15 protein-coding genes are annotated in these 16,478 nt (G+C 37.6%); 13 read left to right on the top strand and 2 right to left on the bottom strand.

Annotated features, from left to right (window positions below):
- Positions 1 to 630 precede the first annotated feature (630 nt).
- The 7 genes from prmB to CBE70_RS04885 all read left to right on the top strand — a co-directional run bounded on the left by prmB (position 631) and on the right by CBE70_RS04885 (position 6,529).
- A complete protein-coding gene (gene prmB / locus CBE70_RS04855; protein ID WP_232797364.1) occupies positions 631 to 1,509 on the top strand; it encodes a 50S ribosomal protein L3 N(5)-glutamine methyltransferase in 879 nt (292 codons plus the stop codon).
- Positions 1,510 to 1,593: 84 nt separating this feature from the next.
- Positions 1,594 to 2,679, top strand: a complete 1,086-nt coding sequence (gene aroC / locus CBE70_RS04860) for a chorismate synthase (protein ID WP_100158444.1) — start codon at positions 1,594 to 1,596, stop codon at positions 2,677 to 2,679.
- Positions 2,680 to 2,848: 169 nt separating this feature from the next.
- Complete coding sequence (locus tag CBE70_RS04865; protein ID WP_088495094.1) at positions 2,849 to 3,649, top strand: sulfite exporter TauE/SafE family protein; 801 nt, start codon at positions 2,849 to 2,851, stop codon at positions 3,647 to 3,649.
- Positions 3,650 to 3,666: 17 nt separating this feature from the next.
- Positions 3,667 to 4,221, top strand: a complete 555-nt coding sequence (locus CBE70_RS04870) for an elongation factor P hydroxylase (RefSeq protein ID WP_100158445.1) — start codon at positions 3,667 to 3,669, stop codon at positions 4,219 to 4,221.
- Positions 4,222 to 4,374: 153 nt separating this feature from the next.
- Complete coding sequence (locus CBE70_RS04875) at positions 4,375 to 4,647, top strand: YfcL family protein (RefSeq protein ID WP_100158446.1); 273 nt, start codon at positions 4,375 to 4,377, stop codon at positions 4,645 to 4,647.
- A 327-nt stretch (positions 4,648 to 4,974) separates the two neighbouring features.
- Positions 4,975 to 5,871: a hypothetical protein gene (locus tag CBE70_RS04880; RefSeq protein WP_100158447.1), complete on the top strand. Its 897-nt coding sequence runs from the start codon at positions 4,975 to 4,977 to the stop codon at positions 5,869 to 5,871.
- A 109-nt stretch (positions 5,872 to 5,980) separates the two neighbouring features.
- Positions 5,981 to 6,529: a GNAT family N-acetyltransferase gene (locus CBE70_RS04885; protein ID WP_100158448.1), complete on the top strand. Its 549-nt coding sequence runs from the start codon at positions 5,981 to 5,983 to the stop codon at positions 6,527 to 6,529.
- A gap of 95 nt (positions 6,530 to 6,624) precedes the next feature.
- Here CBE70_RS04885 and mnmC read toward each other — a convergent pair whose 3' ends face one another.
- Positions 6,625 to 8,673, bottom strand: coding sequence for a bifunctional tRNA (5-methylaminomethyl-2-thiouridine)(34)-methyltransferase MnmD/FAD-dependent 5-carboxymethylaminomethyl-2-thiouridine(34) oxidoreductase MnmC (gene mnmC, locus CBE70_RS04890; RefSeq protein WP_100158449.1), 2,049 nt, complete (start codon positions 8,671 to 8,673; stop codon positions 6,625 to 6,627).
- Between the two features lie 205 nt (positions 8,674 to 8,878).
- On the opposite strand from mnmC, the gene fabB reads away from it, so the two are divergent.
- Positions 8,879 to 10,090: a beta-ketoacyl-ACP synthase I gene (gene fabB, locus CBE70_RS04895; protein WP_088495099.1), complete on the top strand. Its 1,212-nt coding sequence runs from the start codon at positions 8,879 to 8,881 to the stop codon at positions 10,088 to 10,090.
- A gap of 563 nt (positions 10,091 to 10,653) precedes the next feature.
- Here fabB and CBE70_RS04900 read toward each other — a convergent pair.
- Positions 10,654 to 11,574 carry a DMT family transporter gene (locus CBE70_RS04900; protein WP_100158450.1) on the bottom strand — a complete coding sequence of 307 codons (921 nt, stop codon included), beginning with the start codon at positions 11,572 to 11,574 and terminating at the stop codon, positions 10,654 to 10,656.
- A gap of 121 nt (positions 11,575 to 11,695) precedes the next feature.
- Here CBE70_RS04900 and CBE70_RS04905 point away from each other — a divergent pair, with 121 nt between their 5' ends.
- The 5 genes from CBE70_RS04905 (at position 11,696) to CBE70_RS04925 (ending at position 16,436) form a co-directional block, all read left to right on the top strand.
- Positions 11,696 to 12,478, top strand: a complete 783-nt coding sequence (locus CBE70_RS04905) for an AraC family transcriptional regulator (protein ID WP_100158451.1) — start codon at positions 11,696 to 11,698, stop codon at positions 12,476 to 12,478.
- 149 nt (positions 12,479 to 12,627) lie between these two features.
- Entirely contained in the window at positions 12,628 to 13,770 is a 1,143-nt protein-coding gene (gene pdxB / locus CBE70_RS04910; RefSeq protein WP_100158452.1) for a 4-phosphoerythronate dehydrogenase PdxB, read from the top strand.
- A gap of 45 nt (positions 13,771 to 13,815) precedes the next feature.
- Positions 13,816 to 14,826: an aspartate-semialdehyde dehydrogenase gene (locus CBE70_RS04915; protein ID WP_100158453.1), complete on the top strand. Its 1,011-nt coding sequence runs from the start codon at positions 13,816 to 13,818 to the stop codon at positions 14,824 to 14,826.
- Complete coding sequence (gene truA, locus CBE70_RS04920; protein ID WP_232797362.1) at positions 14,826 to 15,710, top strand: tRNA pseudouridine(38-40) synthase TruA; 885 nt, start codon at positions 14,826 to 14,828, stop codon at positions 15,708 to 15,710. Before CBE70_RS04915 ends, truA begins: the two co-directional genes overlap by 1 nt.
- Before the next feature lie 24 nt (positions 15,711 to 15,734).
- Positions 15,735 to 16,436, top strand: coding sequence for a DedA family protein (locus CBE70_RS04925; RefSeq protein WP_100158454.1), 702 nt, complete (start codon positions 15,735 to 15,737; stop codon positions 16,434 to 16,436).
- Positions 16,437 to 16,478: the final 42 nt, after the last annotated feature.

Here is a 16,478-nt window from a genome sequence, read left to right on the forward strand (position 1 = left end):
TTTTACGATTCTTCATAGTGTTACTGTCTTTATCAGGCAATAGTACATGAAATAGCGTCAGAGATAAAAAGTATAGGCGATAAATTTAGCATAAAAAAAGGCAGGGAATTTACCCTGCCGAAATAGTCACATAGTTAGCAAATATAGGCTGGTTAACAAGTTGCTCTACTCATGATATCTGTGAACATTAAACGCTGCTATATCTTCAGATTGCGATAAAAAGATATCAAAATAGTCTTTAAAATTAGTTATTTGCTTTCAAGTGACTGTATATTAAATGAAAAACATCTATAGGCGCATTTTGGTACACAGTTAACTCTTTCATGTTTTAAGTATGGTTCAATTTCATTAACTTGCTAATAAAAGTTAAATTAAAAGTATAAAATGCCAATATTTATTTATGAGTAGATCGTAAATTTTGCTTTTGATTACCTGATTGAAGTTTAAAACCATGGTCAATATATGGTTATAGCGAAGGAAATAATAATGTAGTGATGTTTTTTATGGTTCCCCGCTGATTTATCGCCATCTTCATGGCAAACTACAGACTTTCTATTTCTTCAGAGGACAACAGTTTTGGATATAACACTAAAAGAGGAAGCAGTTGCTGATCTAAGCACGATCCTAGATATGTTACGTTGGGCTATGAGTCAGTTTAATTCATCTGATATTTATTATGGTCATGGCACAGATAACGCGTGGGATGAAGCATTACAGCTTGTATTACCGACTATTGCACTTCCTTTAGATATTCCAGAGGCTCTGTTATCAACGAAGTTAACGACTTCTGAAAAAATGGAAATCATTACACTTATCGAAAGCCGAATTGAGCAAAAAATTCCAGTTCCTTATTTAACTCATCGCGCTTGGTTCTGTGGTCACGAATTTTATGTTGATGAACGTGTTCTTATCCCTCGCTCCCCTATTGGTGAATTAATCAATAACCATTTTGATGGTTTAATTCAGCAAGAACCAACACGTATTCTCGACTTATGCACGGGAAGTGGCTGTATTGCGATTGCTTGTGCTCATGAGTTTGAAGATGCTGAAGTCGATGCGGTTGATATTTCTGAAGATGCACTGGAAGTGGCTGAATTCAATATTGAAAACCACGGTTTAGTACATCGTGTATATCCAATGCAATCAGATTTATTTAGCGCCATTGTTCCAACGCCTTACGATATTATTGTGACAAATCCTCCGTATGTTGATGTTGAAGATATGGGCGATTTGCCTGATGAATACCAAGTTGAACCTGAATTGGCATTAGCTTCAGGTATTGATGGTCTAGATATTACGAGACAAATTTTACTAAAAGCCCCTGAATATCTGAGTGAAAAAGGTATTTTAGTGTGTGAAGTGGGTAATAGTATGGTTCATCTTATTGAGCAATTCCCAGAGGTTCCATTTACATGGCTTGAGTTTGAAAATGGTGGACTTGGTGTCTTTATGCTGACCCGTGAACAGCTCGTCGAACATTCAGAGTATTTTTCTACTGATAAACGTTGATGTAACAGCAATGAGACGATAGATTGTTATTTATTGCAAATAACATATTGATAACATCATACAGTAAAAGATAGGAATAAAGGGATGGCAGGAAACAGTATCGGACAATTATTCAGAGTCACGACTTTTGGTGAGTCTCATGGTATTGCATTAGGTTGCATTGTTGATGGTGTACCTCCTGGATTGCCTTTAACAGAAGCCGACTTACAAGTTGATTTAGATAGACGTAGACCCGGAACATCACGTTATACCACTCAACGCCGTGAACCTGATCAAGTACGCATTTTATCAGGTGTATTTAATGGTGTTACAACAGGAACAAGCATTGGTTTACTGATTGAAAATACCGATCAACGTTCTCAAGATTACAGTGAAATCAAAGATGTTTTTCGCCCCGGTCATGCTGATTATACCTACGAGCAAAAATATGGTTTGCGAGATTATCGTGGCGGTGGGCGCTCTTCTGCTCGAGAAACTGCAATGCGTGTTGCTGCCGGTGCAATCGCAAAAAAATACCTAAAAGAGAAAATGGGCATTGAAGTAAAAGGCTATCTTTCTCAACTAGGCCCAATTACTTGTGAGCTTGTTGATTGGTCTATCGTTGAAACCAATCCATTTTTCTGCCCAGATCCTTCTCGCCTAGAAGCGCTTGATGAATATATGCGTGCGCTTAAAAAAGAAGGCAACTCGATTGGTGCAAAAGTGACTGTGGTTGCGGAAGGTGTGCCAGCAGGATTTGGTGAGCCTGTTTTTGATAGACTAGATGCAGATTTAGCACACGCATTAATGAGTATCAATGCTGTTAAAGGAATTGAAATCGGTGATGGTTTCGGTGTTGTAACATTAAAAGGCACTGAAAATAGAGATGAAATTACTAAGAATGGTTTTACTAGTAACCATGCAGGTGGCATTTTAGGTGGAATTAGCAGTGGTCAGCCAATTGTTGCTCATATCGCTTTAAAACCAACATCTAGCATTACTATTGCAGGTAAAACAATTAATCGTGATGGTGAAGAAGTCGATATGATAACCAAAGGTCGTCACGATCCTTGTGTGGGAATACGTGCTATTCCTATTGCAGAGGCAATGATGGCAATTGTATTGCTCGATCATGCATTGCGCCAACGTGGTCAATGTGGTGATGTTCTACCTCCGTTAATGCAATGGTAATCATTCTACATCAATAATGTGGTCGATAAACTGTTGTAAGTTTGATGTTAGCTTTAAAGGTGTGAGCGCCTAATTTTATTATGCTCAGATCGTGTTGCTGTGGCTTTTTTAAAATAAATGAGATAAACACAGCAACACGTCCTTCATTCCTAATAATTCGGATAGATAAATGGATTGGCTCTTTTCAGATGGCATCTACCTTCTTCTCTTCTTTGTTGCTTTAATCGCCGGTTTTATTGATTCGATTGCTGGTGGTGGTGGATTAATCACTATTCCAGCTTTGTTATCCGCGGGGATCCCGCCTGTTCAGGCTCTCGCAACGAATAAACTGCAATCAGTAGGTGGCTCGTTTTCGGCTACGCTCTATTTTATACGTCGAAAAGTTATTGATTTAAAAGCACAACGATTTGCAATTTTAATGACTTTTATTGGTGCAGTTTCTGGTGCCATGTTGGTGCAGTTTATTAATCCAGAAATCCTTAAACAAGCACTTCCTATTCTTACCATAGCCATCGGTCTCTATTTTCTTCTTACTCCATCAATAGGTGCTCAAGATAGTAAACAACGTATTGGCTACTATACTTTTGGTGCAATATTAGGGGGAGGTGTCGGTTTTTATGATGGTATTTTTGGACCTGGAACTGGCTCTTTTTTCGCTTTAGGTTATGTCATGTTACTTGGATATAATCTTTCAAAAGCAACCGCTCATGCTAAGTTACTTAACTTCACTTCTAACTTTGGCTCTTTACTGTTTTTTATTATTGGTGGGCAGGTTATTTGGACTATTGGTTTAGTTATGCTTTGTGGGCAGTTTATTGGTGCTCGCTTAGGTGCAGGTTTAGTATTAACAAAAGGGCAAAAATTAATAAGACCTATGCTGGTCATTATCTCCTTTTTGATGAGCATCAAACTCATACATGACAATCATGGCGATACTATTGCACTTTGGTTTTCTGCACTTTTTAATTAGGAATAGATGGTTTTTAAATGTCAGCACATCATTATCAACAGTTAATTGATATCTTTAATCAATGTTTTAGTGAAAGTTTCCAAACCCGTTTAGTTAAAGGGGATGATGAGCCGATTTATTTGCCTGCAAATGAAGAGACACCTTATCACCAAATCGTTTTTGCTCATGGTTTTTATGCCAGTGCATTACATGAAATATCACATTGGTGTATCGCCGGAGAGGCTCGTCGCCAACAAGTTGATTATGGTTACTGGTATTGCCCAGATGGACGAGATGAAACCACTCAAGGACAGTTTGAAGTTGTAGAAATCAAACCTCAAGCGTTGGATTGGTTATTCTGCCAAGCTGCTGGTTATCCTTTCAATGTCAGTTGTGACAATTTAGAAGGTAACTTTGAACCTGATCGCTATGAATTTAGAAATAAAGTGAGAGAACAAGTACTCACTTATTTACGAGACAAAAATACGCCACCTCGCGCACAGCTATTTATTAATGCGTTACATTTGTTTTACAATACCCCAAAGCTAACGGAAGAGATGTTTCCTTATCAGGAAAATCCTTTAGTTAATTAAGGATTGCGAGAATAACTATCGCCTATCCACTGTGAAGGTTTTACCCAATAGGGTGGAGTCTGAAGTAGTAAGGTTGCTAGAACACACGTATTTATGCTTTGTTAATACAGGATAAATATAAAAGGTAGCAACATTATATATTGAGGATAAATAATGCTTTCTGAGTATGAAACGTACTTATTAGATAAAATTGATAGCCGTGTTGAACATGCCACTGACGATGAGTTATTTGCAGGCGGGTATTTACAAGGCCATATTACACTGGCTATTGCTGAACTTGAGCAAGAAAATAACACACAGTTAGAAGCGTTAAGATCGCGTGTAGAAGAGAGCATTCAAAAGGCGATAAAAGCAGGTGAGCTTTCACCTCCAGATCAAGCGTTAGTTTTATCTACATGGCATGATTTAGTTAACTCAATTAATTAATTCGGCATGTCTATTAAGAGAACAACCGGCATAAATCGGTTGTTTTTTCTTTCTTAATATCTTATTAAAATTATAGCCTCTAAGTCATATTTAAGATATTTGCTGTTGAATTAGATTGGTTTTTATACAAAAATTGATCCTTACTATTTATCAATTGTTTTTATTTGATTTTTCAAAGTCGATGTATCTCTCATTGATTAAGCATAATAGTGCTATCTTTTGTAACTCCTTGCCATTTCTGTAAAATTACTTTTAAATGTTTTTTAGGAATGTTTCTCGGGATGCAAATGATTTGCATAGAATATTTATGATAAGGATAACGATACGATGAAAAATTTCTTTAAAATAGGCCTACTGACTAGCGCTGTTTTATTTTTATCTGCTTGTGATCAATTTGATTTAGATAATAAAAAAAATAAGTTTTATTACAGTAATCCAAGTGAAAAAGTCATTAGCTTTAGCGTCGATGGTAAAGAATATCAGGTTGAGCCGGGTAAAAATGGTTACATAACGCTGTCACCTGGTGAACATAATTTAAAAGACAGCGCCGGTAATAATGCTCGATTTATGGTTTATGATCATAATAATGGTGGCATATTAAATCCTGATAATTTTATGTATTACACTCTTTCTGAAGTTTATGCAGTAAAGGGAAAAACAGATCAATTTAAACCTGTTGATTACCCCGTTATTATTAATGGCTATGAATTTGAACTTCCAGTGCGCAGTACTAATGCCACATTAATTGATGGTAATGTTTTTCAGTGTACTTATGCCTTAGGCGAGCCATTTCCTAATGAAATTCGCACTCGTAATAAAAATAATGACGGTAGCATAAAAAATAAATGCTTTGATAAACCTGAATTTATTAAATATATTTCAGCGGAATACAGTAAAGATTTAGCTCCGTTTACTCAAGAAGATGAATATAACGATTCTGTTAATCTTGATTTAGACTATATGTTGCCAACAGCAGAATTTACTGATCCTGATATTCAAGCTGAAGCAGAAGAGTTAGTTTCATTATTAAATCAAATTCAAGAAAGTGAAGATCCGAAGATCCATAACACATTAAAAGATAAACTTTATAAGGCGACACTCGCTGTTTCTCGTGCGTATGAGAATCGGGCAGTTAAAGACTCAGTAGAAGATAATAAATACTATGGTCGCTTTATGAAAGAGACTCAGAAGTTCCAATCTTACGGCATATTGCCTAAAGATTAATAATTTAAAAAATAAGAAATTATTTTAGCATTAGCATAAGCCATCCAACGGGATGGCTTTTTAATAAATTAAACATAAAAATATAAAAACAGCCGAGCTGGAAAAAGAGATGACAACAACACAAAACAAAATAAAAAATAACGATATTACGCTCCGTCAAACACAAATCGACGATGCTGTTAAACTACCTGCTATTGAGCAATCGGCAGGACAACTCTTTAGTACCTTAGAAGATTTAAGTTGGATAAGTGAAAGTGGCGTACAAAGTGTTGAAAAGCATTTAGAGTTTATTCGCCAGCAAGGGCACTGGGTTGCGGTTAATAGTGATAATGAACCAGTTGGTTTCATTATGACGAAACCTTTACCAGAAAGCTTATTTATTCATGAACTCTCAGTGAGCCAAGACTGGCAAAATAGGGGCATTGGTAAATTACTTATTCAAAAAGTAAAAGATGAAGCCAAGCTATATCACTTTGATGCTGTTACATTGACAACCTTTCGTCATGTACCTTGGAATGCACCGTATTATCAACGTTTAGGTTTTTCTATTTTACCAGAAAGTGAAATTCCTCATTCTTTGCAAGAAATCTTAGATGATGAAGTTGAAATTGGGGGATTTGTAAAAGAAATGCGCTGTGCAATGAAGTTTGAGCTTTAGCTTCTCTTTGCATGCGATGATGTCGGATCTCTCAATGAGTAAAACAAAAAGCAAAAATAAGCGAGCCAAGCAACCCAAGTCGGTTGCTTAGACATTTATTTTACTTCAATCGACTTTCCTCGCAATAATGCTCTTACCCAAAAACGATTAGGGTGTAAGGCATTCAATACATTATCTTCAACGGGAAAAGGTTCATCAAAAATTTGGCTTGCTAATATTTCAGCAGATAAAGGTGCTGAACATAAACCTCGTGAACCTAATGCGCTAAAAACATAGAGCTGATGAAAAGCGGGAGCTAATGAAGGGATCTTTCTTCTACGTTTAAATCTATCTAGGTGCTTATATTCTACAATTAATCGATCAAAGTCAGGCACTTCACCTAATAGTGGAAGATGATCTCGAATAGTACAACGAATACCTACTCGTGCTTCATTTCGGCTAAAATCAACGTCTTTAATCCAAGGGGCTTTTGCTAAACATTGTATAAGATGTGCTTGGTTATTTTCTTGCTCTTGAGTCGAAACAGTTAAATCTAATCGATCGCGGCGAAAGCTTGCTCCCACACAATGCAAATTATCTTGGTTATCAACAGGCGTAAAATAGCCATCATAACAAAGTACGGTTTTTAGTTTTGATAATATCTTTGTTGTTGGAATATGGCTAACTTGGCCTCTAACTGCGCTAATGGGTAATTTTGCACTTTGGGTAAAGTCTATAATTCGATGCCCATTTGCCAAAATGACGCAATCATGTTGTGATTGAAGTTGTGTCGTACACTCTCCATCGTGATGAACAATATCTAAGCACCAAGATGCTTCTTGCGCACTTATTTGAGTAACTTGATGATTAAATCGTAACGTTAACCCTAATTGTTCAGCGTATTTTAATGTATTGATTGTGAACTCAGTTGGTGAAAGCCAGCCCGCTTGTGGATAAAACAAAGCATCGCAATTAATGTCTATTCCGCTACGTTTATTGACTTCATCTTTATTGAGATAACACGCTATTTGAGCAAAAGGTATGGAATTATCTATAACCCTCTGTGCTTTTTTGCGCACTTTCTCGTTATAAATAACCTGTGCAACGCCAGACCATTGGTGTGAAAAAGGAATGCCTATTTTACTCAGATTGTCATAAGTGCGATGAGCAAATAAAAATGCGGTTGTAAAAAATTGTTCTAGTTCATCGGATTTACCATTGAGTAAAGGATATAACACACCTTGTCGATTGCCTGAGGCATTAGTTGCAGGTTGTTTATCTTCACAATATAAGGTGACATTAGCACCTCTTCTTAGGCAGGAAAGCGCCGTAAATGCACTGGCAATACCGCCACCTATAATTGCAATATTCTGTGCTTTGGTTGCACTTGGTCTTGCATAATAAGGGAGAGACTCAGAGGATGGAGTACGTGGAAAAACACCTGTTAGCATCTCTCTTTTTTGACCAAATCCTTTGATTTTATTTATCTCAAAACCAACACTTTGCAAACCTCGTTTGACAATACCTGCTGCGGTAAATGTTGCAAATGTGCCGTTTTCACGCATTGAATCAGCCATAGCTTGGAATAAGGTTTCACTCCACATTTGTGGATTTTTAGACGGAGCAAAACCATCAAGAAACCAAGCATCAATTTTATTATGTAGTGTTTGGCGAGTTTGAGGCAGGAGTGTATTGATATCGCCAAACCATAAATCAAGGGTAATTGCACCATCAGCAAGAATAATGCGGTGGCAACCTGCAATGGGTAATGGCCATTGAGAACAAAGTGCTTGTGAATATTTTTCGAGTTCAGGCCAATGGCAATGTGCAGATTGTAAATCACTTTTAGTCAGAGGGAATTTTTCGAAACTGACATAATGAAGGCGTTTTAAACGAGAGTCAGGGGATGTTTGCTTAAATTGCTCGAAAGCTTGCCACAGTGTTAAAAAATTAAGCCCAGTACCAAATCCTGTTTCTGCGATAACACATTCAGAGCGTACATGTGTACCAAAACGTGATGGAAAATGATTTCCATGTAAGAACACATGTCGAGTTTCTTCTAGACCATCTTGGTTTGAAAAGTAAATATCGCCAAATTGTTCAGAGATAGGCGTACCAAGTTCATTCCAACTTAAGGACGCAGTATTTATCGGGCTATTATTCACGGAACTGCCTGTATTTATCGTAAAAATTAACCAATATCTTAGCGCCGTTAGGTGGCTTGTGCCAGACTTAAAGGGGAAAGTGTATTATCAGCTTATCTGTATTTTTGTAAAAAAGATCCTGATCGGACTTGTTCGGCGTACAACTGTACGCTAAAGTGCTATTCAGAAATCCCGCAGCTACAACTATTATTGTAAAGAGGTATGAATGAAGCGCGCAGTGATCACGGGTCTGGGTATTGTTTCGAGCATTGGTAATAACCAGAAAGAAGTGCTGGATTCTTTAAAAGAAGGTCGTTCCGGGATAACTTTCTCAGAAGAATTTAAAGAGATGGGGCTTCGTAGCCACATTTGGGGCAACGTTAAGCTTGATACTGAAGGTCTTATTGACCGTAAAATCCGCCGTTTTATGAGCGATGCATCGGTTTATGCCTATTTATCTATGCAAGAGGCGATAGCTGATTCAGGTCTGACAGAAGACCAAGTTTCTAATATTCGTTCTGGCTTAGTCGTTGGCTCTGGTGGTGGTTCTCCACGTAACCAAGTGCAAGGTTCTGATGGCATGAGAGCTAAAGGTCTACGTGGCGTAGGTCCTTATATGGTAACTCGTGCAATGGCATCAGGCGTTTCAGCTTGTTTAGCAACACCTTTCAAAATTAAAGGTGTTAACTATTCAATCAGTTCTGCTTGTTCAACATCAGCACACTGTATTGGCCACGCCGTTGAGCTTATCCAGTTAGGCAAACAAGATGTTGTATTTGCTGGTGGTGGTGAAGAGTTAAGTTGGGAAATGACCTGCGAATTTGACGCAATGGGCGCACTTTCAACTAAATATAACGAAACCCCAACCAAAGCTTCTCGTACTTACGATAAAAACCGTGATGGTTTTGTTATCGCAGGCGGTGGCGGTATTGTGGTTGTTGAAGAGTTAGAACACGCATTAGCGCGTGGCGCACATATCTATGGTGAAGTCGTAGGTTATGGTGCAACATCTGATGGTGCAGACATGGTTGCTCCTTCAGGTGAAGGTGCTGTACGTTGTATGCAAATGGCAATGCAAGGTATTGATAAAGTTGATTATATCAATACACACGGTACTTCAACGCCAGTTGGTGATCTAAAAGAGCTTGAAGCTATCACGGAAGTGTTTGGTTCGCATACACCAGCTATCTCAGCAACAAAAGCAATGACGGGTCACTCATTAGGTGCTGCTGGTGTGCATGAAGCAATTTATAGCTTACTGATGTTAGAGCATGGATTTATTGCACCAAGCATCAATATTGAAGAATTAGACGATAAAGCAATGGGAATGAACATCATTACTCAACCAACAGAACAGAAGCTGGAGACTGTAATGTCAAATAGTTTTGGTTTTGGTGGTACAAATGCTTCATTAGTCATGAGTAAATATAAAAAATAGTTAGATATACTTATATTTTCTTATTAAAAAAAGCAGACTTCATTTTAATGGGGTCTGCTTTTTTATTTGAAATTCATTATGAAAAATAATTTATTATTCTAATAAAGACATCTTTCGAATAAAAATCATTAAAAAAAGATTATATAAATAACGTTTAAAAATACCTTACCTAATAGTTGCTCATTTTATTATTCTAATAAAATAGACAAATTTTGTTAATATGTTGTTTCTATTGAGAAAAATAAATTAGCTTCATTTTATTTCAATCGTTTAATTTAATTTTATCCAAAATCATTAAATATTTTGTTTTATATAGGGTTAGGCGAACGGAAAAGTTGAATAAGACAAAAAGAGCGCAAAAAAATTGATCTGGGTTATTTTATTACAAATAAGTAGGAGCTATTTAATATAAAAGTTGGTAATGTTTGCCACGGATACTTGTATTACTTTATATTTTATACTTTGATTTCTTGTGTCAGTTTTATTTATTAAATCTAACATTATGAATGTGACCGGCTAAGAATTTAGCCGGCATTTTTTATTGTTGTCTTTTTGACATTGACTCACATCTCCTGATGACAATCTACTTTTTTCTGAGCAGACTGACGTCGGAAATTCAGTGGTGTTCTAAGTTGTTGCACTAAGAGGACACCAAGTAACACAATACCCCCACCGACTAAGTGATAACTATGCATTTCTTCACCAAGAAGTGCGATAGCGATCATTGCAGTAAATAATGGCATGAGGTTCATAAAAATAGAGGTCGTATTTGCACCTAGTTTCATTACACCTAAAATCCACAGATAAGGCGCAAGAATAGAAGCTCCGATACCTGCGAAGATAACTAATCCAATATTATCTTTTGTTAACGCAACACTTTCGGCAAGAAAGAAGTTTGGCAATAATAACAGAACACCAAATCCAATTTGCACATAAAGTGATTGCCAGTTAGGTAGTGCAATAGACCATCGTTTTGTTAATACACCGTAAAGGGCGTATGACGCCGAAGCAATAAACATCATCAGCTCACCATAACCCAAACCTTGGGAAAGCAATTGAGAAGGTTCGCCTCGGCTAATTAACCAAACTAAGCCACTAATTGAAAGCACTGTGCCTAAAACAATACCCACCGTAGGTACAACACGTAAAACAAAAATACTAATAATAACGGTTAATAATGGGATGAGAGAGTTCAGTATTCCCATAAATGTTGCACTAACATAATGCGCCGCATAATAAGCTAAACTTTGGTACATCACCATCCCTAATGCACCAAGAATAAATAATTTCCACCAATATTGTTTAACGGTTTTACGATGATGCCAAACTGGCATGATCAAAAATGGTGTCATAATTAAAAAGGCGAGGAACCAACGATAAAAAGAGATTGCAGCAGGATCGATAACAGACGCAGCTGCTTTATTGACGACTGCATTAATGGACCAGATTAACACCGCTAAAAGCGGAAAAATTGCGTTTTTCATTGTTCTCACATCTATTTTTAAACCAGGTCGCTATTGTAAGTCTGTCTGATTAGATATATATAATGAAAACCAGACAACAGATAGGCCAATAAAGACAACATGACAAGAGAACAACATAAAGATGACAATTGAACAACAAAAAATGCAATGGTTATTGTCTGATCCAGATACGGTTCGATTTCGTGATGAGCAACTATTAGCTGAAACAGAGTTTGTTTATCATCAACATGATTTTGGTCAGTTACTTTATGTGATTTCTGGTGTCATGGATTTAGAAGCGGGAGGACAGCGGTTTCTAGCGCCACCAGAATTTAGTGTATGGATACCCAAAAATGTAGGGCATGCTAGTTACAATAAAAAAACACTCTCTTTTAAGGTGCTAGACATCTCACCAAGTTGGTGTGAAGGATTATTAGATAAACCTTGTTTGATTCAATTAAGTGCTATTTTTTCAACCATATTTTCCGACTTTTTTCATCGTGGTGTGTGTAAACCGCAAACAGAAGAAGATTTTCGCTTAGCTCAAGTACTGATTGATCAACTTAAAGCTTCGCCAATACATCATACTTATTTACCGTCTTCTAAAGATAAATTACTTGCTCCCATACTTTCTATATTAGAGCAGGATCCAGCGGATAATACCTCGTTAGAAGAATGGGCCAAAAAACGTTATACCTCAGAAAGAACACTTTCTCGTCGTTGCCAACAAGAATTAGGCATGTCATTTAGTGAATGGCGTAAGCGCCTACGCTTTTTACATGCAATTTCTTTATTAGAACAAGGGAAAAGCGTGAATGAAATTGCATTTGATGTGGGATATAGCTCTTCATCTTCATTTATTGCGATGTTTCAACAATATGCGGGCACAACACCGGAACGTTTTCGTCGATTACCCAATTGTTAAGCCTTCTTTTCATATATTTACTTAAAATCTAGGCGGATTTTACTGTCAATAATAGGCTTTACTGTGAATAAGTGGCAAAATAGACCGCTTAATTTTGTTTTTCGATTGATTGTTTACACACATAAATACCAAATCAGTGAGATAACACCGTGAAAATTCTGGTTGATGAAAATATGCCTTATGCGGAACAACTTTTCCGCCAATTAGGTGAGGTAAAAGCTGTTTCTGGTCGCCCATTACCTACTGATGAGCTTAATGATTCTGATGCCTTAATGGTGAGATCAATTACTAAAGTCAATGAATCCTTATTATCAGGCAAGCCAGTAAAATTTGTTGGAACTGCGACTGCGGGTTTCGATCATGTAGATATTGCATGGTTAAAACAGCAACAAATTGGTTTTTCATCAGCCCCAGGTTGTAATGCTATCGCGGTTGTTGAATATGTATTTTCTGCACTGATGATGTTAGCAGAGCAAGATAGCTTTCAATTAACCGATAAAGTTGTCGGTATTGTTGGTGTGGGAAATGTAGGCGGTCGATTAGCTACACGCCTTCGCGCATTAGGTGTAAATGTTTTACTTTGCGATCCACCAAGAGCGGATAATGGTGATGATGAAGAGTTTCATCCACTGGAAACATTGTTAGAAAAAGCAGATATTCTAACTTTCCATACACCTCTCAATAAATCAGGCTCATACAAAAGTTATCATTTAATTAATGAGAGTAACCTCGAAAAATTACCTGAAGGTCGCATTTTAATTAATGCGAGCCGTGGCGAGGTTGTTGATAATCAAGCATTATTATCTGTACTTGAGAAAGGTAAATCCTTACGCGTTGTATTGGATGTTTGGGAGCCAGAGCCAGATCTCTCTATTGAGTTATTAAATAAAGTTGATATCGCAACACCACATATTGCGGGTTATACCTTAGAAGGTAAGGCGCGTGGTACAACTCAAGTTTTTGAAGCTTATTGTGATTTTATTGGACAGCCTCAAAAAGTTGAATTATCAACTTTGTTGCCTGCACCTACTATTTCCACCATTTCAGTACAAGGTGAGTTAACACAAACACTTTTAAAACAACTTATTCATCTTGTTTATGATGTGCGTCGTGATGATGCTCCATTACGAAAAGTGGCAGGAATAAAAGGGGAGTTTGATAAATTACGCAAATTTTATCCTGTACGTCGTGAGTGGTCTTCACTACACGTCATTTGTGACAATCAAACTACGGTTGATACATTAAATACAATTGGCTTTAGTGCTACATATAAAAGTGCTACACACAAATAAAGCAAAATATTATTTTAAAAATTTTATGGTATTGGAGGATATCTTATGGGAGAAGGTTGGAATATTGCAGTTGTTGGTGCAACAGGCGCTGTTGGTGAAGCAATTTTAGAACTGCTACAAGAGCGTGAATTTCCCATTGGTGAATTAACTGCAATCGCAAGTGAAGATAGCATTGGGAAATCAGTGCGTGTAAATAGTAAAAGTGTTGCGGTTCAAGGTATTCACAATATCGAGTGGGCTGATATTCAATTAGCTTTCTTTGCCGCACCAACAGAAATCAGTGCGCAATATGCACAACAAGCGGCTGATGCTGGCTGTATTGTTATTGATTGTAGTGGCATTTTTGCAATGGATTGGGATGTACCGTTGGTTGTTCCTGGCGTGAACAGTGCAATGCTAGCCGAATACCGTACTCGTAATATTGTTTCAATTGCTGATAGCATGGTGAGCCAATTATTACGCGCCATTAATCCATTAACAGAATCTGCGGGTTTAACGCGCCTTAGCGTGACAAACTTAATGTCTGTTTCTCGTTTTGGAAAACAAGCCGTAGATGAACTGGCAGGGCAAAGTGCCCGTTTACTTAACGGTATTCCTCCTGAATTAGGTCGTTTTAATAAGCAATTAGCATTTAACATCTTACCTTTAATGGTTGATGACGAAGGTTCTATACAAGAAGAACGTCGCATGGTTGACCAAATTCGTAAAATTTTGCAAGACGAAGGTTTGCCTATTTCTGTCACCACATTACAAGCACCCGTTTTCTATGGTAATGCACAATCCGTACAATTAGAAACATCTCGTCCAATGGGGAGTGATGAAGCGCGCGAGACATTACAAGAAAATGAAGATCTGAGTATCAGTGATGAAAATGATTTTCCAACACAAGTGACTGATGCTTCAGGTAATGTGAGCTTAAATTTAGGTTGTTTCCGTAATGATTATGGTATGCCAGAAGCCTTACAATTTTGGTCAGTGGCAGATAACGTGCGCTTTGGCGGGGCATTAATGGCTGTTGAAGTAGCAGAGCAATTAATGCAGGAGCAGTTTTACTAATGAATGCGCAAGTGAGTGCTGAAGTGACAGAACAGCCCTTGACTGAGTCAGCGGTTACGTCTGAAAGCACAACAATCAAAATTGCTTTAGGCGTTGAATATGATGGTAGTCGCTATTATGGCTGGCAACGCCAAAATGAAGTGCGCAGTGTACAAGAACGGCTAGAAAAAGCGCTTTCACAGGTAGCTAATGAGCCTATATCTGTGTTTTGTGCGGGGAGAACTGACGCTGGCGTACATGCAACGGGGCAAGTTGTCCATTTTGAAACGACGGCGCACCGTAAAGATCCCGCATGGACAATGGGTGTTAATACTCATTTACCTGCGGATATCGCTGTTCGTTGGGTAAAAACCGTTTCTGATGATTTTCATGCTCGCTTTAGTGCAACAGCAAGACGTTATCGCTATGTGATTTTTAATCATCGCTATCGTCCTGCTATCTTGTCATCGGGCGTGACACATTTTCATTATCCTTTAGACGCTGAACGTATGCATCAAGCAGCGCAATGTTTACTAGGTGAAAATGATTTTACCTCTTTTAGGGCTGTCCAATGTCAGTCGCGAACGCCATGGCGCAACGTTATGCATGTCAATGTTTCTCGATATGGTGACTATGTTGTTGTGGATATTAAAGCGAATGCGTTTGTTCATCATATGGTGAGAAATATTGTTGGCAGCCTTTTAGAAATAGGGTGTGGCAATCAGGATATTACATGGATGGCTGAATTATTAGCCTTAAAGGACAGAACTAAAGCGGCGGCAACAGCAAAAGCTAATGGGCTGTATTTGGTGTCTGTGGATTATCCTGAGCATTTTGAATTACCAAAACCTGCAATGGGCCCACTATTTTTAGCGGATAACCCTATTGAGATATCTCAATCATAAAAACACCCAGTTCTCTGAGGATTTATGGAAATATTAACGCAATTTGTTGATTTAATTAAACTTCTAATTGATTTTATTTTACATATTGATGCGCATTTAGCAGAACTCGTCGCACAATATGGTACGTGGGTCTATGCCATCTTGTTTCTTATTGTTTTTTGTGAAACAGGGTTGGTGGTAACGCCTTTCTTACCCGGAGACTCCTTATTATTTGTTGCTGGCGCTTTAGCTTCACTAGAAACCAATGATGTGAATGTCCATATTATTGTTTTACTGCTACTTTGTGCCGCTATTTTAGGGGATGCTGTTAACTATTCTATTGGGCGACTTTTTGGTGAAAAACTATTCAGCAAGCCTGATTCAAAGATTTTCCGTCGTGAATATTTAGATAAAACCCATGCCTTTTATGAAAAGCATGGTGGTAAAGCAATAATTTTGGCAAGATTCGTGCCGATTATCCGAACTTTTGCTCCATTCGTTGCAGGAATGGGTAAAATGTCATATCGTCATTTTGCCTTTTATAATGTTACTGGGGCAGTTGTATGGGTACTGCTATTTACTTATGCAGGATACTTTTTTGGTGACTTAGATATAGTTCAAAAGAACTTAAAATTGCTAATTGTTGCCATTATTGTTATTTCTATTTTACCGGGCGTTATTGAGATCCTACGCCACCGCAGAGCGAGTGCAAAAGCAAAGAAAGAAAGTGATAACAAAGAGGTTTGAGCAGTTATCATAAGTTTTTGCCGTAGAATAGCCATAATAAAG

This window comes from Proteus columbae (assembly GCF_002777965.1).
GTDB lineage: Bacteria > Pseudomonadota > Gammaproteobacteria > Enterobacterales > Enterobacteriaceae > Proteus > Proteus columbae.